This window comes from Sphingobacterium prati, from assembly GCF_013167215.1.
Lineage (GTDB): Bacteria > Bacteroidota > Bacteroidia > Sphingobacteriales > Sphingobacteriaceae > Sphingobacterium > Sphingobacterium prati.
Genome location: NZ_JABJWY010000032.1, coordinates 261,034 through 278,661, shown reverse-complemented (window position 1 = coordinate 278,661; position 17,628 = coordinate 261,034). Strand labels below are relative to the sequence as shown.

General features: G+C 39.5%; 19 protein-coding genes. 7 read left to right on the top strand and 12 right to left on the bottom strand.

Features of this window, described 5'->3' with window-relative positions:
- Positions 1-129: 129 nt before the first annotated feature.
- The 3 genes from HPC41_RS09550 to HPC41_RS09540 all read left to right on the top strand — a co-directional run bounded on the left by HPC41_RS09550 (position 130) and on the right by HPC41_RS09540 (position 3,058).
- Complete coding sequence (locus tag HPC41_RS09550) at positions 130-1,704, top strand: M28 family peptidase (RefSeq protein ID WP_172393785.1); 1,575 nt, start codon at positions 130-132, stop codon at positions 1,702-1,704.
- 126 nt (positions 1,705-1,830) lie between these two features.
- Positions 1,831-2,763, top strand: coding sequence for a DnaJ C-terminal domain-containing protein (locus HPC41_RS09545; protein WP_172393784.1), 933 nt, complete (start codon positions 1,831-1,833; stop codon positions 2,761-2,763).
- 4 nt (positions 2,764-2,767) lie between these two features.
- Positions 2,768-3,058, top strand: coding sequence for a chaperone modulator CbpM (locus HPC41_RS09540; RefSeq protein WP_172393783.1), 291 nt, complete (start codon positions 2,768-2,770; stop codon positions 3,056-3,058).
- Positions 3,059-3,092: 34 nt separating this feature from the next.
- Here HPC41_RS09540 and HPC41_RS09535 read toward each other — a convergent pair whose 3' ends face one another.
- The 5 genes from HPC41_RS09535 to HPC41_RS09515 all read right to left on the bottom strand — a co-directional run bounded on the left by HPC41_RS09535 (position 3,093) and on the right by HPC41_RS09515 (position 7,701).
- Positions 3,093-3,986, bottom strand: coding sequence for a hypothetical protein (locus HPC41_RS09535; RefSeq protein ID WP_172393782.1), 894 nt, complete (start codon positions 3,984-3,986; stop codon positions 3,093-3,095).
- 8 nt (positions 3,987-3,994) lie between these two features.
- A complete protein-coding gene (locus tag HPC41_RS09530) occupies positions 3,995-6,034 on the bottom strand; it encodes an energy transducer TonB (RefSeq protein WP_172393781.1) in 2,040 nt (679 codons plus the stop codon).
- A 29-nt stretch (positions 6,035-6,063) separates the two neighbouring features.
- Positions 6,064-6,432, bottom strand: a complete 369-nt coding sequence (locus HPC41_RS09525; RefSeq protein ID WP_172393780.1) for a BlaI/MecI/CopY family transcriptional regulator — start codon at positions 6,430-6,432, stop codon at positions 6,064-6,066.
- A 148-nt stretch (positions 6,433-6,580) separates the two neighbouring features.
- Positions 6,581-6,985, bottom strand: a complete 405-nt coding sequence (arfB, locus tag HPC41_RS09520; protein WP_172393779.1) for an alternative ribosome rescue aminoacyl-tRNA hydrolase ArfB — start codon at positions 6,983-6,985, stop codon at positions 6,581-6,583.
- Positions 6,982-7,701 (bottom strand): DUF1003 domain-containing protein, encoded by a 720-nt coding sequence (locus HPC41_RS09515; RefSeq protein WP_172393778.1) that lies wholly within the window; start codon positions 7,699-7,701, stop codon positions 6,982-6,984. The genes arfB and HPC41_RS09515 overlap by 4 nt, the downstream gene beginning before the upstream one ends.
- 211 nt (positions 7,702-7,912) lie before the next feature.
- On the opposite strand from HPC41_RS09515, the gene bshA reads away from it, so the two are divergent.
- The 4 genes from bshA to HPC41_RS09495 all read left to right on the top strand — a co-directional run bounded on the left by bshA (position 7,913) and on the right by HPC41_RS09495 (position 11,566).
- On the top strand, positions 7,913-9,055 hold the full coding sequence (gene bshA, locus HPC41_RS09510; RefSeq protein WP_172393777.1) for an N-acetyl-alpha-D-glucosaminyl L-malate synthase BshA: 1,143 nt from the start codon (positions 7,913-7,915) through the stop codon (positions 9,053-9,055).
- Between the two features lie 74 nt (positions 9,056-9,129).
- Positions 9,130-9,834 (top strand): UMP kinase, encoded by a 705-nt coding sequence (gene pyrH / locus HPC41_RS09505; protein ID WP_075991132.1) that lies wholly within the window; start codon positions 9,130-9,132, stop codon positions 9,832-9,834.
- 28 nt (positions 9,835-9,862) lie between these two features.
- On the top strand, positions 9,863-10,426 hold the full coding sequence (gene frr / locus HPC41_RS09500; protein WP_172393776.1) for a ribosome recycling factor: 564 nt from the start codon (positions 9,863-9,865) through the stop codon (positions 10,424-10,426).
- 159 nt (positions 10,427-10,585) lie between these two features.
- Positions 10,586-11,566, top strand: coding sequence for a sugar phosphate isomerase/epimerase family protein (locus HPC41_RS09495; protein ID WP_172393775.1), 981 nt, complete (start codon positions 10,586-10,588; stop codon positions 11,564-11,566).
- Positions 11,567-11,610: 44 nt separating this feature from the next.
- Here HPC41_RS09495 and purE read toward each other — a convergent pair whose 3' ends face one another.
- The 7 genes from purE to HPC41_RS09460 all read right to left on the bottom strand — a co-directional run bounded on the left by purE (position 11,611) and on the right by HPC41_RS09460 (position 17,474).
- The gene (purE, locus tag HPC41_RS09490; RefSeq protein WP_172393774.1) at positions 11,611-12,120 is read right to left on the bottom strand and encodes a 5-(carboxyamino)imidazole ribonucleotide mutase; all 510 of its coding nucleotides are present in this window, start codon (positions 12,118-12,120) and stop codon (positions 11,611-11,613) included.
- Between the two features lie 7 nt (positions 12,121-12,127).
- Positions 12,128-13,270: a 5-(carboxyamino)imidazole ribonucleotide synthase gene (locus HPC41_RS09485; RefSeq protein ID WP_172393773.1), complete on the bottom strand. Its 1,143-nt coding sequence runs from the start codon at positions 13,268-13,270 to the stop codon at positions 12,128-12,130.
- Between the two features lie 32 nt (positions 13,271-13,302).
- Positions 13,303-13,806, bottom strand: a complete 504-nt coding sequence (locus HPC41_RS09480; protein WP_172393772.1) for an NADH-quinone oxidoreductase subunit B — start codon at positions 13,804-13,806, stop codon at positions 13,303-13,305.
- Positions 13,807-13,808: 2 nt separating this feature from the next.
- Positions 13,809-14,396, bottom strand: coding sequence for an NADH-quinone oxidoreductase subunit A (locus tag HPC41_RS09475; RefSeq protein WP_172393771.1), 588 nt, complete (start codon positions 14,394-14,396; stop codon positions 13,809-13,811).
- Between the two features lie 127 nt (positions 14,397-14,523).
- Positions 14,524-15,864, bottom strand: a complete 1,341-nt coding sequence (gene ffh, locus HPC41_RS09470) for a signal recognition particle protein (protein ID WP_172393770.1) — start codon at positions 15,862-15,864, stop codon at positions 14,524-14,526.
- A gap of 134 nt (positions 15,865-15,998) precedes the next feature.
- On the bottom strand, positions 15,999-16,694 hold the full coding sequence (locus HPC41_RS09465; protein WP_172393769.1) for a zinc metallopeptidase: 696 nt from the start codon (positions 16,692-16,694) through the stop codon (positions 15,999-16,001).
- A gap of 231 nt (positions 16,695-16,925) precedes the next feature.
- Positions 16,926-17,474: an RNA polymerase sigma factor gene (locus HPC41_RS09460; RefSeq protein WP_425501178.1), complete on the bottom strand. Its 549-nt coding sequence runs from the start codon at positions 17,472-17,474 to the stop codon at positions 16,926-16,928.
- Positions 17,475-17,628 lie beyond the last annotated feature (154 nt).

Genomic DNA, 17,628 nt, shown 5'->3' with positions numbered 1-17,628 from the left:
AGTATGTAAATGCGGATATGACTGAATAGCTCATCGATTGAATGAATAAAAGTTGGTATCAATATTATTTAATAAAATGTATGGCCTAGCTGCAAGGTGAAGCTACAATACGAAATACTAAAATAAACAATGAAGAAAATATATAACCTAATTTGGGTAGCGTTTTCTGTGGTGAGTTGTGCTCAGGCACAGGATGTCAGCACCAAGTATGCAAATGAAATCACAGTAGAATCCACACAAAAGCATTTAAGAACACTTGCTTCCGTGGACTTTGAAGGAAGAGGAACAGGACAGAAAGGCGGGCAGTTGGCTGCAGATTATATCGCCAACGAGTTCAAGAAATACGGCCTTTCAGCCCCAGTAAATGGATCCTACTTACAACCTCTACAGCTCATACACAACAGTTTTAAAGTCAAGCACTTTAGCATCAATGAACGACCATTCTTAAATGGTAAGGATATCTTCGTTATTGGTAACAACGAGAATAAGCTCTTTGAAAGCAATGAGATCATCTTCATTGGTTATGGCATCGATGATCCAAAGTATTCCGACATCAGCGGTTTAGACCTGACCAATAAAGTTGTCTTACTATTGAATGAGGGTGAACCTACGGACGACAAGGGAACCTCATGGATCACCGGAAAAAAAACATCGTCCGACTGGTCGACAAGCAGAAATAAAAAAATCAAAGAAATTCTCAAGAAGAAACCCAAATTGGTACTCGCTGTTAACAGTCAGCTATCACAATTGCTTGAAGATGCCGGAGACCGTGCTACCGAAGGCCGTTATAACCTGGCTATAGACCAACCAGCCCCTGAAAAATCCCCTATGATCCCAGTGGTCAACATTACCGATCATGCCGCAAATTATATTTTTAATATTGCGCGCACGAATCTAGCCGCTGTTGTCGGCAAAATTAACCGTTCTGGACAAGCTAATTCTTTCGCAATCACAACCAGTTTTAAAGCTGAATTTGGCACAAATGCAAAACCTTTATCTGACCCGAATATACTGGGATACCTGGAGGGGACTGACAAGAAAGATGAAATTGTCGTGATCGGCGGACATTATGATCACGATGGAAAAGATTCCAAAGGAAATATCTTCTTTGGTGCGGATGACAATGCTTCCGGAACGACAGCAGTCTTAGAGCTCGCGCGTAGCTTTTCCCGTGCAAAGGCTGCAGGTAATGGCCCAAGACGCAGCATTTTATTTATCACCTATGCGGCAGAAGAAAAAGGCTTACTAGGTTCAAAATTTTACACCGAAAATCCAATCTTTCCACTGGCAAATACTGTCGCCTGTATTAACATCGATATGATCGGCCGCGTAGATGACAAACATCTCAAAGGAAACCATGATTACATTCATGCCATTGGTTCGGACAAACTAAGTTCTGAACTCTACCACATCAATAAGGATGAAAATGATAAAAACACCAAGTTGGAAATAGATTATATGTATGACAATCCAAAGGATCCGATGCGTCTTTATTATCGATCAGACCATTATAATTTTGCAAAAAAAGGAATCCCTTCCATCTTTTATTTCTCAGGCCTTCATCCGGATTATCATACACCAGCAGACACATATGATAAAATCGATTTTCCCCTTATGGTCAAGCGTGAAAAATTGGTTTTCTTTACCGCATGGCAGATCGCCAATAGAGAAAATCGTCTGGTGATAGATAATCACAAAGAATAAGTACATCACTTTTTAACACACTAAAAGAGGTCTAGGTATAAAATTCCTAGGCCTTTTGTTTTTGACAAAATGCAGAACAAAGCTCCTAAAAATTTGTTATATTTATTATAACACAGCAAAAGAGATATGGCATTTGTAGACTATTATAAAGTGCTCGGTATTGATAAGACTGCCTCAGCAGATGATATCAAAAAAGCATATCGAAAACTAGCGCGTAAATACCATCCTGATGTCAACCCCAATGATAATGAGGCTAAACAACGGTTTCAGGAGGTCAATGAAGCAAACGAGGTTTTATCCGATCCCGAGAAACGTAAAAAGTACGATCAATATGGCGAACATTGGCAGCACGGGGAAGAATATGAAAAAGCGCAGCAGTACCGGCAATCTCAATCCGGTGGGGGGAATCCGTTTGGAGGGGGAGGTAGCCCATTTGGTGGCGGTGCTGGTTCTTATGAGTATACCGGAAATTTTGACGATGGCCAATTTTCTGATTTTTTCGAACAGATGTTTGGTAGCCGCCGTGGTGGCGGTAGGCAGAGTACTTTCCGCGGACAGGATTTTAATGCCGAACTGAGTTTAAGTCTCCAACAGGCCTATACTACCCATCAACAAACTTTTAATATTAATGGCAAGAGTATTCGTATTACGATTCATGCAGGCGTTGAAGATGGACAGAAGATCAAATTAAAGGGCTATGGCAGCGAAGGAATCAATGGAGGTCCGAAGGGCGACCTATATATAACCATCAATATTACCCCCGATACAACTTTCAAACGTCAGGGAAATGACCTGTATACATCACTGGATGTGGATCTCTATACAGCAATTTTAGGCGGCGAGGCAACATTTGACACCTTTGGGGGTAAGATCAAATTAAAGGTCAAACCCGAAAGTCAAAATGGTACCAAAATGCGGCTCAAGGGTAAAGGTTTTCCAATCTATCGCAAAGAAGGTGAATTTGGAGATCTTTATGTAAGCCTAAATATCAAAATGCCCAGCAACCTATCCGCTGAGGAAAAAGCATTGTTTCAACAATTGAAGGATCTAAAGCAATAATCACATGGAAACGACACTCATAAAAGTTATAGACTTCTGCCAATCCAGAAAAGTTGAAACAACTTTTCTGCAGACCATGGAAGAATATGGACTCATTCATATTGTCATACAACAGGAAGAGCAATATATCGACGAGGAAGAACTCAAAAAGTTGGAACGCTTCTCCAATTTGTATTACGACTTGGAAGTAAATCCACAGGGAATTCAAGTCGCTAACCATTTATTGGATAAGGTCGAGCAACTTCAAAATGAGATTCTACAACTCAAAAATAAATTAAAAGCCTTGGACTATTAATCCAAGGCTTTCAAGATCATCTGTAAATAGGCAGCTAGAATACAATATCTTTCTCTGTATCGATTTTCGTATGCCAGACAACTTTGCCTTGCAACGTTGTATAGAGAATTTCATAATCTCCTTTACAAACGACAAAGGATCCATAAAAATCTCTTGGTTTCATTAACCGATAGACGACCAAAGTTCGCTTCCCTTCGACATCTCCATACGCTTTCATTAACATATATCCAGATTTGTTAATCTTTTCTTCAGGAATTTTATAATCAAGGTGTGAACGGCTTCCATCATCCTGACATAATATCGTTGTCCTGCTCGGTGTAAAAAGATAGCGATTGCGGTACATGGAGGCATTAGATAACACAATATCCTTCGCCCAGCCGATATCATTAAAATCAGCCGGAAGCAGAAATATCATGCTGACCATCCTTTCTTGCCATAGCCTGTCATTGAACGGAATGACAAAATGCAATAACTTTTGTCCTTTAAATTCATCTATGCGATAGAAATAACGTCCTTCCTTGTTTTCCTCTCGTTGAAATGCAGTCAAGTCCAATAAATGATTTTTCTTACCTTTGACATTGGGATAATTGTTCATTACCGCTAGCAGATCATAGCTAAATTTACCCTTCAAATGTCCTGTAAATAGCACCTTATAAGCTGTGTCCAGATAATTTAGATGCTTGAGCACTTTTGTGTATTTAGCATCGACTTTACTGACATTGATCGGTCCGATACCCGCATTCCAATTTTCCTCCTTTAAAATATCGTCACCCAAAAATACAGCAAGTTCTTTATCAATATTAATGAAATATTCATCCCCTTCGACACTATATCCATTAGGCACCACCCGATAGGATCTGCAGGAAAACAATGCCAAACATACTGTTAGTGCAAGAAACAACAATAATATGCTTTCCTTTCTCAACATCCTACCTCCTACGATTTTAAGTTTTGCATCTTTAATCCTTCCCAACGGTAAACATCATAAAGATTTCCATTCACCTTCATTATTTTTAACGTTAGCTCAAATTGATTTTTAACAGGACTACCATCAAGAATACCTGGTTTCCATTTCGCTCCGCGCTGTAATAGTTTTACAAGTTCCTGACCAGCCTTAGTGTTCGGCGTATTAATTACTTTAAAATTATTCAGTTGGCCATTTTTTTCGACAACAAACTGTACAATGACATTGCCGTCTTCACCTGTCGAATTTGGATTATAATTCTTCATCACATAATCGCGTAATGCAATCATCCCTCCTATCGGCTCCGATGTCACATCCACCCGCGTATAATTTTTCACATAACCACCACCTTCGTTAAATTTGAAATAAAAGGCAGCCTTAGACGCCACAGGATTGCCATTCACCAAGGTAGGCTCCCATTTAGACCGAGACAATAATTTGGTCGCTTGATCAATAAACTGCTGACCAAGATCAGACCTAACAATAAGAGACTTTATGGTACCATCGGGATTAATAGTGAAAAAACTTTCTATCACGGGATCGAGATCTTTACTGGATATTTTCCGGGGCATTTTAAAATTTTTGGCAAACCAGCTGCTCAAGCCATCGATGCCAAGCTTTGGTGTAGCAACCGCTTTTTTCGCTTTGGCTGGAGAGCTGTCATCCTTCCTTAAATTTAAAAGGATAGGTAAGGTATAGGCCACACGTACTTTTCGACCGTTTTGTACGCCGGGATTCCATTTTGCTGCACTTTTCATTAACTTCAATGCGGCTTCACCGGTACCGTAGCCCAAATCTTTCTTGATTTCAAAACTCGACAAGTTCCCATTCTGTTCTACAATAAAAGAAATTTCAATGATACCATTCACACCATTTTCCAATGCGGCTTTCGGATAGTCGTAATTGCTGCCCACCCACAGCATAAATTTCCGCATTCCACCAATTGGTTCGGGAACAACTTCGACCTCTTTAAAAATAGCATTCGCATTGGGATTCGTTGTATCACGCCGGATCAGTTTACCTGCCGCTTCGCCCATCATCGTACTGCCTGCTAATTCGAATTGTACAGGCTCCGTCTTTGAAATCCATTGCGATTCAGGTACCTGATGTACCTTTTCTAACTCTTCCGCAGGTGTAGCCGATTCTTTTGATCCTGGGATCTCCAGCTGGCTAATTGAACCTTCCATATCAGCAACAAGATTCTTCGCCCTGCTGGTATTAAAAACAAGCGTCGAACCCGCTACGACCAACAGCATCGGTAAAATAGTTACATATAAAAACTTGTGTTTCCGCGCTGATTTATTCTTAAATAACATCATAATTCTTTTCTTTAAAAACGAATGATTAGAAAACTCATGCGTCAATGGCAGGTGATCCACCTGCAGCGCATGAGCGACCAGCATCTCTGCATAGGCCACTTTGTCTGTCGAACAGATTTCGTCGGCTATACATTCGTGCTGGAACTTTAACTCCTTTTGAAAGAAATATAAAATCGGGTTAAACCAGTTGAAAATTTTCAACAGCTCCATTAAAAGCAAATCATAAGAATGTCGCTGATCGACGTGAACACGCTCGTGCAATTCGATACTGCTTCTGTCTTTAATCGCTCCTCCAATGATAATTTTATTGAAAAATGAAAAACTTAGATAATTATGTTCATTTCGTAAAGCACGGATCAGCTCTACCACCCGAAATAGTAAAAAAGCACAAGCTATTGCCACACCCGTCCAATACACATACGTCAGGATGTCGATTAGGTAAATAGGCTGCTCCTTCGGAGTACTGATAGCGATATCCATATAGCCACTCAAATCTACCACCGGTATCGAATAGGGAATCATTGTTGCTTTCGGTAATTCGATAAAAATTCCAATTGGAGCCAACAGCGAGAATAGAATCATCCCGGTCAAATAGAACCGGTTCCATTGGAAAAAAGTGAGTTTGCGAAAAATCAGCCTATAGAGCGCAAAGCTGATAATCAATGAAACATTGACAATCAATAAGTAAATCATAATCAAAAGTTTATAAGAGGTGGTTGCTGTTATTTATTTTGTCGGATGATTGAAAGAATATCATCTAATTCTTTCACATCCAATTTATTTTCTTCCAAAAAATAAGAAAGCATACTTTTGGGAGAATTATCAAAATAATTATTCAACAACTTACCAGTGATTCCTTTTTTATATTCCTCTTTTGAAATCTTTGGTAAATACTGATGACTTTTACCAAAAGACTCATGCGACACAAAACCCTTGGTTTCGAGAATACGCACTATCGTTGAAACTGTATTGTAAGCAGGTTTTGGCTCCGGTAGTCTGTCAATGATATCTTTGACAAAACCACGTTCCATATCCCAAAGCTCCTGCATGATTTGTTCTTCTGCTTTAGTCAATTCCTTAAAATCTTCCATAACTCCTTATATTAACAGTACTGTTGTAATCGATTACAATACAAGTATATAACTAAATAAATAGTTTTACAACTATTTCTTTAGTTATATACACAATTAACTGACAATCAGATTAATAAAATTATTCTAATTACTATTTTATCACAGATTAGTCGTCCAAATTCGGTCTGCGGGAAGCTTTCAACTGTGATTGCTGCTTTTTTCGGTCTAATCTTTTCAATACACTAGAATAGGGTATTTTGGTTTTTTTTCTTGGCTTAGTAGGGACAAGTGCATCTTTTATCAGACGGAGAAAACGATCAATGGCGATTTCCTTATTGCGCGCCTGAGAGCGGTCTACATCAGATTCCAGCTGCAAGATGCCTTCTTTGTTGATACGATTTGAGAGCTTTTCAGCCACCACAGCTTTTTCTTCCGCAGAAAAAACTGCAGAACTAGCCACATCCCATTGCAGGGTAACCTTGGACGACACTTTATTGACATGCTGCCCGCCCGCCCCGCCGGACCGTGAAAATTTAAACGTCAGCTCCCCTATTAATCCTGTTATATTCATTTGCTTTTAAAAACTTCTTCTATTTTTTCCATTTTTTTCAGCAGAAAACCCAGCTTTTCTACTTGATCACGCTGTACATCTACAAGTTCCTGTTCTTTGCGAATAATAAGATGGTCGATTTTCTCATGTAATTCCCTGATTTCAAGCTCAGCCTTCAGGTTAATCAAATAATCATTCCGGGCTCGTTCACGATCCTTGGCCTCCTCCCTATTTTGGCTCATCATAATGACTGGAGCCTGAAAAGCGGCCACACAAGACAAAATGAGATTAAGCAAAATAAATGGGTAGGGGTCAAAACCTTTATTGTTGAACCAATATGCATTGGCCGCAATCCAGATCAGCAAAAATACAACGAACGAAATAATAAACGCCCAGCTCCCACCAAACTCAGCAACTTTATCCGCTATCCGCTCACCTACAGAGGCCGCTACAGATGCCCCGCTATCCATACTTGCACTAATGACCTTGTTGTCTTTAAAGCTCTGTAGCACTTGTAGATCCAGTTGGCTCAGCTGTCCAGATTCATCTTTCAAAAATTCCGTAATATAGGCTTCTTTAAACCTGGTCAGTTCGGTGGCAGCAATATATTTATCTTTCGCAAAATTGGGATATTCCTTCCGTATCAATTTAAAAATAGGCTGTCGAATGGAAGCGCCCAAAATACGTTGTTCCAAAGGAAATTGTTGCCCTGAAATGTCACTGATGAAATTGTCCATATACCGCTCAAATGTCTACTTAAAGATAATGCTTTTTAAGTAATCAAAAAATTCACAAAACTATGGCAATTGGTTTTTGTTATTTTAGGCATAAATAGTCGAAATTTGCAGCACAAAACATTAGATATGAAAATCGTCATGATTTATTCAGACCCTCGGGTACTAAATAAATCTGACAGCTTCATCACCTTTAAAAAATTAAATTATACAAATGAAAATAGGCATTGTTTGTTATCCCACGTTTGGTGGCAGTGGTGTTGTGGCGACGGAATTAGGAAAGGCATTGGCAGCCAATGGACATGAAATCCATTTTATAACCTACCGACAGCCTGCACGCCTAGATTTCTTTTCGGAAAACCTATATTACCATGAAGTAGCTGTATCCCAATATCCACTTTTTGACTTTTTACCTTACGAATCTGCTCTGGCCAGTAAATTGGTCGACGTGGTGCGTTTTGAGAAGCTGGATCTAATTCATGTGCATTACGCCATTCCCCATGCTTCGGCAGCGTTTATGGCCAAGCAAATCTTACTGACAACCTATGGCATCAATATTCCCGTGGTAACCACACTTCATGGTACGGATATTACCTTGGTTGGAAAAGATAAGAGCTTTAGTCCAGTTGTCACCTTCTCAATCAATCAATCGGATGGTGTAACAGCCGTCTCACAAAATCTGAAAGATGAGACGCTGCGGTATTTTGATATCTCCAGAGATATTATCGTTATTCCGAACTTTATCGATCTCGACAGGTTCAGTAATAAAGATCGCTCTCATTTCAAAAAGGCAATTGCTCCGGGCAATGAGCGTATCTTGGTGCACACCTCTAATTTCAGAAAAGTAAAAAATACAGAGGACGTAATTCGTATATTTAAGAAAGTTCATGATGTCATCCCTTCCAAATTGCTTATGGTAGGCGACGGCCCCGAGCGTCGAAATGCGGAGGAGCTATCACGAGAATTGGATGTATGTGGAGATGTCCGCTTTTTGGGTAAACAGGATGCTGTCGAAGAGATTTTATCTGTTTCAGATCTTTTCTTAATGCCTTCCAGTTCAGAAAGCTTTGGATTGGCCGCACTAGAGGCAATGGCCTGCCAAGTTCCAGTTGTGTCATCCAACACAGGTGGATTGCCCGAACTCAATGAAAACGGCGTGACAGGATTCCTGAGCAATGTGGGCGATGTCGATGATATGGCCAAGAATGCCATTTACATTCTCGAAGATGTTGAACGATTGGAAAAATTTAAAGAAGCTGCATTAAATCACGCTAAAAAATTCCAGTTGTCTAATATCATGCCGCTATACGAACAATATTACCAGCAAGTAATTGATCGGACAACAAAAGCGCAATAAATATCATTTTTGGCCTTAAGGGATAAAAAAAATATTTTATCTTTGACCTTTGGAAAATTTCCAAAAAAACAATTATGAAATACAAACGTATCTTATTAAAACTTAGCGGTGAATCCTTAATGGGTGACCAAAGCTACGGTATCGATATTAACCGTGTATCACAATACGCTAATGATATCAAAGAAATTCACGATCAAGGTTTAGAAATTGCAATTGTTATCGGCGGTGGTAACATTTACCGCGGTTTAAGTGCTGAAAAATCAGGGATGGACCGTGTTCAGGCAGACTATATGGGAATGCTTGCCACAGTAATCAATAGTATGGCACTTCAAGATGCTCTTGAAAAAGTAGGTAAAAAGACACGTTTGCTAACGGCTATCAAGATGGAGCAGATCTGTGAACCATTTATTCGCAGAAGAGCAGTACGCCACCTGGAAAAAGGACGTATTGTTATTTTCGGAGCCGGTACCGGAAACCCATATTTCACAACAGATACAGCGGCATCTTTACGTGCGATTGAAATCAATGCTGATGCTGTATTAAAAGGAACACGTGTTGATGGTATTTATACGGCAGATCCAGAGAAAGATCCTAGTGCAACAAAATTCGAAGAAATCTCATTCACGGAGGTTTACGAGAAAGGGTTAAACGTCATGGATATGACTGCCTTTACCCTTTGTCAAGAAAACAAATTACCAATCATTGTATTTGACATGAACAAACCAGGCAATTTATTGAAACTTGCCAACGGCGAACATGTTGGAACCGTGGTAAAATAATTAATATCTGTAAAAAACGTAATCTTATATGAACGAACTAATTTCAATTGAATTGGACGATTGTAAAGACAAGATGTCCAAAGCAGTTGCTCACACCGAGTCTGAATTAACAAAAATTCGCGCCGGTAAAGCTTCACCATCTATGTTAGATGGCATTTCAGTCGATTATTATGGTAGCGCGACTCCGCTTTCGCAAGTTGCTAACATCAACACAACTGATGCACGGACAATTGTCGTACAACCTTGGGAAAAATCGCTCATAAACGCAATTGAAAAAGCAATTACGGATGCTAATCTAGGCATTAACCCGCAGAACGATGGTATCGTAATCCGCTTGAATGTCCCTCCATTGACCGAAGAAAGAAGACGTGACTTGGTAAAAAAGGCAAAGGAAGAGACTGAAAGAGGCCGTGTAGCTATCCGTAATATTCGTAAAGATGCCAATGAATCCATCAAAAAATTAAAAAATGATGGTGCCTCAGAAGATGAGATCAAAACTGCTGAAGGTGAAGTCCAAAAATTGACTGATGCGTACATTGTGAAAGTTGATAAATTGGCGGAACTGAAAGAAAAAGATATCATGACTGTTTAAGGTTCCATTCTTAAACAAACCAAAAGGTCTGAAATTAGTTCAGACCTTTTTTATTTTTTGAGCATTCTATATCCCCCTCCAAAAAAATATTCGGGCAACTGCTATTGATTTTTGAGCAAAATAATTGTACATTGTACACTAACAATAATCAGTTATAGTATGAACAATTCTCGCCGTCAATTTTTAAAGCAAGCTGGAATAGGTCTTTCGGCAGCTTATCTGATGCCCAACATGATATCTTGTCAAAACAAAACGGGCGCTGTCAGTGACAATCCGCTGCAAAATATAGGGGTGCAACTGTATTCCATTCGTGATTTAATGGATAAAGACCCCAAAGGTTCTTTGGAACAGATCGCAAAAATCGGCTACAAACATGTCGAGCTTTATGGCATCGACCCGACAGCCAAACAATTTTGGAAATTACCTTATAAGGAGCTGAAAAAAATTCTGGATGACAATGGGCTAAAAACCCACTCGGGTCACTATGACATGTCAAAATATCTAAGTAAGTCACATACTGATAAAGAGGATTTGTCTATTTACTTTGATGCTGCACAAGAACTTGGTCAGGAATATGTTATTGCACCTGTAACGCCGATGTTCGATATTAATGCACTAAAAAAAGACGACTATCTGTACGCTGCCGAGCAGCTCAATAAAGCAGGCGAGCAGGCGAAGAAATTCGGATTAAAAGTCGCATATCACAACCACTTTTGGGAATTTAGAGATTTAGGAAACAATACCATGGGAGAGGAAGTTATGCTGGCTTTTACGGAACCTGATCTTGTCGATTTTGAACTTGATCTTTTCTGGGCCGAAAAAGCTGGAAAAAACCCGATATCCATATTTGAAAAATTTCCGAACCGTTTCAAACTATGGCACGTGAAGGATATGGACCGTTCAAAATCGAATCCGATCGAATGGCCTAAGGATGGAAAACTACCTGTAGAACAAATTTTTAAAGATATCAAATATACCGAAGTTGGTACCGGAAGTATAAATTTCACCGAAATTATTAAAGAAAAGGCTAAAGCTGGTCTGAAATATGCATTTGTGGAGCAAGATGATATCTACATGCCTAATAAGATGGAGAGTCTTAAAAAAAGCTATGACTATGTTCAGGCAAATCTTATCAAATAAAAAAGGGAAGCAAATGCTTCCCTTTTTTATTTGATAAATTCCCTTTAGAATTGTGTATCCTCTACTTCAACGGCTGTCTCAATCACTTTACGCGCCAACTCCTCTTTGAAATCAATAATATTTTTACTTATCGTCTCATCGTGAGTCCCCAAGATTTGAGCAGCTAAAATGCCAGCATTTTTGGCAGCATTTAAAGCAACTGTCGCTACAGGTATTCCATTAGGCATCTGAAGGATAGATAATACCGAATCCCATCCATCGATAGAATTCGAAGATTTTACCGGCACTCCGATCACAGGTAAATGTGTAATTGAAGCGACCATTCCTGGTAAATGCGCAGCTCCACCAGCTCCCGCAATAATTACTTTTAAGCCGCGTGATGCCGCATTTTTCGCATAATCAAACATACGTTGTGGTGTACGGTGTGCCGAAACAATCGTAACTTCAAATTCTACTCCAAGGACTTTCAGGACATCGATGGCATCCTGCATAACAGGAAGATCGGATTTGCTTCCCATGATAATGCCTACCTGGGCCTTATTATTGACTGACATAGTATTATTAAGCTTTAACTTTTAATATTTCCTGTACTTTTCTTGCATTTGCGATCGCCTTCTCCCGATCGTCATTGATGATACATACATGGCCCATCTTGCGGAATGGTTTTGTGTATTTCTTGCCATACAGATGCAAATAGACACCTTCCATAGCCAACACCTCCTCTACGCCGTCGTATTTTGCCAAGCCTTCATAGCCCTCCTCACCCAATAGGTTGATCATCACAGCATTTGTCCGGCATCTGGTATCACCCAATGGCAAATTGAATATCGCCCTTAAATGCTGGCCAAATTGAGAAACATAATTTCCTTCAATCGTTTGATGTCCACTGTTGTGTGGGCGCGGTGCCAATTCATTCACCAGAATATCGCCATTTTTCGTTAGGAACATTTCAACAGCAAGTAAGCCCACAATCTGTAGATCATCGGCAATTTTCTTGGCGATTGCCTCTGCACGTTGCTGAACCTCCACACCATATAATGATGGCGCAATAAGAAATTCCACCAAATTCGCTTGTGGATTGAATTCCATTTCTACCATTGGAAAAGTAGAGACATCGCCACGATCATTACGGGCAACGATAACAGCGATTTCCTTTTCAAAATCTACCCATTCTTCAATCAAACTTGGTTCTTCAAAAGCATCCTGAATATCCGCTTCGGTAAGAATCTTCTTCACCCCTTTTCCGTCATAGCCATCCTTACGTAGTTTTTGGATATAAGGTAAGTTCAATGAAGCGTTTGTCAAGTTATCCTTGGTTGATATGAGTTGAAAGGTTGAAGTAGGAATATCATTTTGTTTAAAAAACTGTTTTTGTAATCCTTTATCCTGAATCAGACGAATAATACGCGACTGTGGATAAACAATGACCCCTTCCTCTTCCAATTTCTCCAATGCATCAACATTCACTTTTTCAATCTCGATAGTAATCAAATCCAGGTCCTTCCCAAAATTATATACTGTCTCAAAATCACTCAATGAACCACATTCAAATTTATTGCATAGCTTGCGACAAGGAGCATTCTTATCGGGATCCAGCACATGAACGTTTACATTGTAATTAATGGCTTCCTGGATTAGCATTCTTCCGAGTTGACCACCACCAAGAATACCTAATTGCAGTTCGCCATAAAAATCTTTTGCCATAATTGATTTTAAAATCTTATAAAATTTATCTTCTAAGCTTTTTCTTTGAACAGCTGTTCGCCTAATAAGCTTTCTTTATCTATCTTTTTTTGTAGTTCAATAAAAGCACCGATTAATGCTTCCGGGCGAGGAGGACAGCCCTGAACATATATATCCACTGGAATAATCCGATCGACTCCCTTAACGACATGATAACCATGTTGCCAATATGGTCCACCACAGTTGGAACACGACCCCATTGAGATAACATATTTTGGATCGGGCATCTGCTCATAGAGCTTTTTTATACGGTCAGCCATTTTAAAAGTGACTGTACCGGCAATAATAATAACATCTGACTGCCTTGGGGAAGGCCTAGGAAAAACCCCCATCCGGTCCAAATCATAGGTCGAAGCCATTGCTCCCATCATTTCGATTGCGCAACAAGCAATACCAAAACTCATGGGCCACATGGACGAAAGCCTTGCCCAGTTTAGCAAATCATCCAATTTGGCAACGACAACACCATTATTTTGCAATTGACTATCTAAACTCATGCTTACTCAGGTTTTTTAAATCGAGGCTTAAAAGCAATCTTTGGAGCAGCCGTCACCTCTTTCACCATCGCATTCTCCAGGCTGTCATCTGCTGACGGTCTATAATCCCGAACTTGATAAGTACTATTGTTCAGTGTTGAATAAGCACTTTGTGGGATATTTACCGGAACCTTGGGAAGAGATACATTGGGCTTGACCCATTCCAAATCGCCCTTTTTCCAGACAAAAACCAATCCCAAAATTAAAATACCAATAAACATGGCCATTTCAATCAGGGTAAACCAGCCCCATCTGCCATCCGCAGCAATATATTCCGATTGCCCAAATACCGTAGCCCAAGGAAAAATAAAAATGAGCTCTACATCGAAAAGTAGGAATATTAAAGCGATGACGTAAAATCGAGGATTGAATTGTACCCAGGAGGAGCCGATAGGATCTTCGCCACATTCGTAGGTACCAGATTTAACGGGATTACTCTTTTTGGGAGAAATTAAACGTGCCAGAAAAATGGTCGCACAGACTAACAGTGCCCCTATCAGCAGAATGATAAGGATTTTGCCGTATTCCGATAATTGTGCGGGGTCATCCATAATGATTACAAATTTAATAATTATTTCGTTTACTCTAGCGAGGAACTTGAAATTACAAATTATTTATTAAAAAAATAGGGCATTGTACAGATACAATGCCCTATAATATATTAACAATACACTTAAATTACATTTTTCCAGGCATTTTAGGCATATTACGCATCAACTTAGCGGCCATCGCTGGATTAGACATTTGCTTCATTACCTTACGCATGTCGCCAAACTGCTTCAACAATTTGTTTACTTCGTTAATGTCAGTTCCCGAACCTTTAGCAATACGTAAGCGACGTTTTTGGTCAATTACATCCGGGTTTTCACGCTCAAAAGGCGTCATTGAATCAATGATCGCTTCAATAGGTTTGAAGGCATTATCGTCGACCTCAATATCTTTCATCGCTTTTCCTACTCCGGGGATCATACCCATCAAATCTTTCATGTTACCCATTTTTTTGATTTGTTGGATCTGTGATTTGAAATCATTGAAATCGAATTTATTCTTACGAATTTTCTTTTGGAGCTCAGCAGCTTGCTTTTCGTCAAACTGTTGTTGCGCACGCTCTACCAAAGATACGACGTCACCCATGCCTAAAATACGAGAAGCCATACGATCTGGATAGAAAACATCCAGTGCATCCATCTTCTCACCCGTACCGATAAACTTAATCGGTTTATTGACCACAGATTTAATCGATAATGCGGCGCCCCCACGTGTATCACCATCTAATTTGGTTAATACAACACCTGTAAAATCAAGGCGATCATTGAAGGTCTTTGCCGTATTGACAGCATCTTGCCCTGTCATAGAGTCAACGACAAATAAGATCTCATCTGGTTTTGTCGCTTCTTTCACTGCGGTGATCTCCACCATCAAAGGCTCATCTATCGCTAAACGGCCCGCGGTATCAATAATGACCACATTATGGCCATTGCGTTTTGCCTCTTCGACCCCTGCTTTCGCTATAGCAATTGGATCGGTTGATTCTCTATCGACGTAAACAGGTACACCAACTTGCTCAGCGAGGACTTCCAACTGGTCAATCGCTGCCGGACGATAAACGTCACCAGCGACCAATAATGGTTTTTTATTCTTTTTATCTTTGAGGTATAGGGCTAACTTACCGGAAAAAGTTGTTTTACCGGCACCGTTCAGACCCGCGATTAAAATGACAGTAGGATTTTTACCAGTCTCCAACTCGGTAACAGATCCACCCATCAATTCTGTCAACTCATCATTCATGATTTTAGTCAACAGTTGACCTGGAGAAATACTTGTCAAAACGTTTTGCCCTAAAGCTTTTTGTCTAACATCATCTGTAAAAGTTTTAGCAGTCTTATAATTCACGTCGGCATCCAACAACGCTTTGCGAATTTCTTTCATCGTTTCAGCAACGTTGATTTCGGTAATACTGCCTTGCCCTTTTAATACCTTAAAGGCCCTATCTAGCTTATCTTGAAGATTTGAAAACATAAAATCTGAGTCTTATTCTATATAAACAGCAAAGTTAAAAAAATTGTCTGTAGTAACCTCATTAACACCCTATAAAAAATGCGACTATTAAAAATAATCGCATTTCGTTATATCCTAAGTTACTAAATCTCTCTTTACTCACCCCTACGCCCGCCAAATAACATGGACGCATAGTATAAAAGTGTTACCAAGGCACTCAAAGCAGCCACTACATAGGTCATGGCAGCCCATTTTAGCGCATCCTTCGCTCCATCGTGTTCCTCACCGTTATAGGTTACACCGGCATGATTTAACCAGGCTAACGCCCTATTTGACGCATCAAATTCTACCGGAAGTGTGATAAACGAGAAAATTGTTGTGATAGCCAATGCTCCTACACCTACGGCCAACAGCCAAGGATTACCGCCTTTGGAAAAGGCAAATAACATCACACCCAGCATTAATACCCATGAGGTCAGTTTGGAAGCCGCATTGACCATAGGTACCATTGCCGAACGGAAACCTAACCATTTGTAGGCTTTTGCATGCTGAACAGCGTGACCACACTCATGGGCTGCGATTGCCGCAGCAGCCACACTACGACCACTATACACTTCAGGACTCAGGTTGACTGTTTTATCGGATGGATTGTAATGATCTCCTAAGCGATCAGGAATAGATATTACTTTTACATCATAAATACCGTTATCGTTTAGCATTTTCAGTGCGATCTCAGCACCTGACATCCCATTCCCCAATGGCATTTCCGAATACTTCTTAAATTTGTTTTTAAATCGTGTCTGGACAATTAGGCTTACCACCATTATTCCAATAAATAAAATCAAGTACATAGCTTTTATATTTTTAACGTTATTATCTTTATTTAATAGTTTCAATATGACTATCAAACCCTATTCCAATTCCCATAAACTGATTAAGGCGTGAACTTCTAAGATAATAAAAAGTGTATAACTGACAAAAAGAACAAATTCTTCTGATCCCAACATGACATAGTAGCATAAAAAAGGGAGTGAAAACTCACTCCCGCTTTATTGTTATTTTCTAAATTACTACTTATTCCATTATCCCATTTGAAAAACCAAATCTGACCCCTCTATCATCTTGCGTAAATTACTCAGGGCGTAACGCATTCTTCCCAAGGCGGTGTTAATACTCACCTCTGTTATCTCAGCAATATCCTTAAAGCTCATATCACAAAAATGACGCATAATTAAAACCTCTTTTTGATCATCCGGTAGTTTCTGGATCATTTTCTTTAGGTCTAGGTCAACCTGCTGTTTCAGCATCTTAGACTCAGCGCTCTCATCACTGAATTCTAACACCTCAAAAATATCAAAACCGTCTGCATTAACAATATTTGGGGCACGTTTTGCTTTCCTAAAAAAGTCAACGATCATATTGTGGGCAATTCGGATAGCCCAAGGCAAAAATTTCCCCTCTTCATTGTATTTGCCAGATTTTAACGTGTTGATGATTTTAATGAAAGTCTCTTGGAAAATATCTTCAGCAAGATATTCGTCTTTTACTTTCATATATATAGAGGTGTAAATTTTCGATTTATATCGATTCAACAATGCCTCTAGGCCGGACTCTTGGCCCCCGACATACATTTGGATCAATTCTTGATCACTCTTACTTTTCAAAAGTCTCATACGTCACTTACTTTTTTAGCAGTTCGCAATTAAATTATCAGTTCTGTTGTAAAATGTAAATGTTTAGCGTATAGCGTTCCTTTCTTATTGTAAAACAATCAATTAATACTTA

What these genes read in the sequence shown, in the direction of transcription:
- HPC41_RS09530 (WP_172393781.1), bottom strand. Translation starts at nt 6,034, where the DNA reads ATGATTTACTTATTGATTGTCAATGTTTCATTGATTATCAGCTTTGCG.
- HPC41_RS09475 (WP_172393771.1), bottom strand. Translation starts at nt 14,396, where the DNA reads ATGGATGACCCCGCACAATTATCGGAATACGGCAAAATCCTTATCATT.
- HPC41_RS09480 (WP_172393772.1), bottom strand. Translation starts at nt 13,806, where the DNA reads ATGAGTTTAGATAGTCAATTGCAAAATAATGGTGTTGTCGTTGCCAAA.
- purE (WP_172393774.1), bottom strand. Translation starts at nt 12,120, where the DNA reads ATGTCAGTCAATAATAAGGCCCAGGTAGGCATTATCATGGGAAGCAAA.
- HPC41_RS09545 (WP_172393784.1), top strand. Translation starts at nt 1,831, where the DNA reads ATGGCATTTGTAGACTATTATAAAGTGCTCGGTATTGATAAGACTGCC.
- HPC41_RS09515 (WP_172393778.1), bottom strand. Translation starts at nt 7,701, where the DNA reads ATGGACAATTTCATCAGTGACATTTCAGGGCAACAATTTCCTTTGGAA.
- HPC41_RS09460 (WP_425501178.1), bottom strand. Translation starts at nt 17,474, where the DNA reads ATGTATGTCGGGGGCCAAGAGTCCGGCCTAGAGGCATTGTTGAATCGA.
- frr (WP_172393776.1), top strand. Translation starts at nt 9,863, where the DNA reads ATGAACGAACTAATTTCAATTGAATTGGACGATTGTAAAGACAAGATG.
- HPC41_RS09535 (WP_172393782.1), bottom strand. Translation starts at nt 3,986, where the DNA reads ATGTTGAGAAAGGAAAGCATATTATTGTTGTTTCTTGCACTAACAGTA.
- HPC41_RS09540 (WP_172393783.1), top strand. Translation starts at nt 2,768, where the DNA reads ATGGAAACGACACTCATAAAAGTTATAGACTTCTGCCAATCCAGAAAA.
- HPC41_RS09550 (WP_172393785.1), top strand. Translation starts at nt 130, where the DNA reads ATGAAGAAAATATATAACCTAATTTGGGTAGCGTTTTCTGTGGTGAGT.
- HPC41_RS09485 (WP_172393773.1), bottom strand. Translation starts at nt 13,270, where the DNA reads ATGGCAAAAGATTTTTATGGCGAACTGCAATTAGGTATTCTTGGTGGT.
- HPC41_RS09465 (WP_172393769.1), bottom strand. Translation starts at nt 16,694, where the DNA reads ATGTACTTGATTTTATTTATTGGAATAATGGTGGTAAGCCTAATTGTC.
- pyrH (WP_075991132.1), top strand. Translation starts at nt 9,130, where the DNA reads ATGAAATACAAACGTATCTTATTAAAACTTAGCGGTGAATCCTTAATG.
- bshA (WP_172393777.1), top strand. Translation starts at nt 7,913, where the DNA reads ATGAAAATAGGCATTGTTTGTTATCCCACGTTTGGTGGCAGTGGTGTT.
- HPC41_RS09495 (WP_172393775.1), top strand. Translation starts at nt 10,586, where the DNA reads ATGAACAATTCTCGCCGTCAATTTTTAAAGCAAGCTGGAATAGGTCTT.
- arfB (WP_172393779.1), bottom strand. Translation starts at nt 6,985, where the DNA reads ATGAATATAACAGGATTAATAGGGGAGCTGACGTTTAAATTTTCACGG.
- HPC41_RS09525 (WP_172393780.1), bottom strand. Translation starts at nt 6,432, where the DNA reads ATGGAAGATTTTAAGGAATTGACTAAAGCAGAAGAACAAATCATGCAG.
- ffh (WP_172393770.1), bottom strand. Translation starts at nt 15,864, where the DNA reads ATGTTTTCAAATCTTCAAGATAAGCTAGATAGGGCCTTTAAGGTATTA.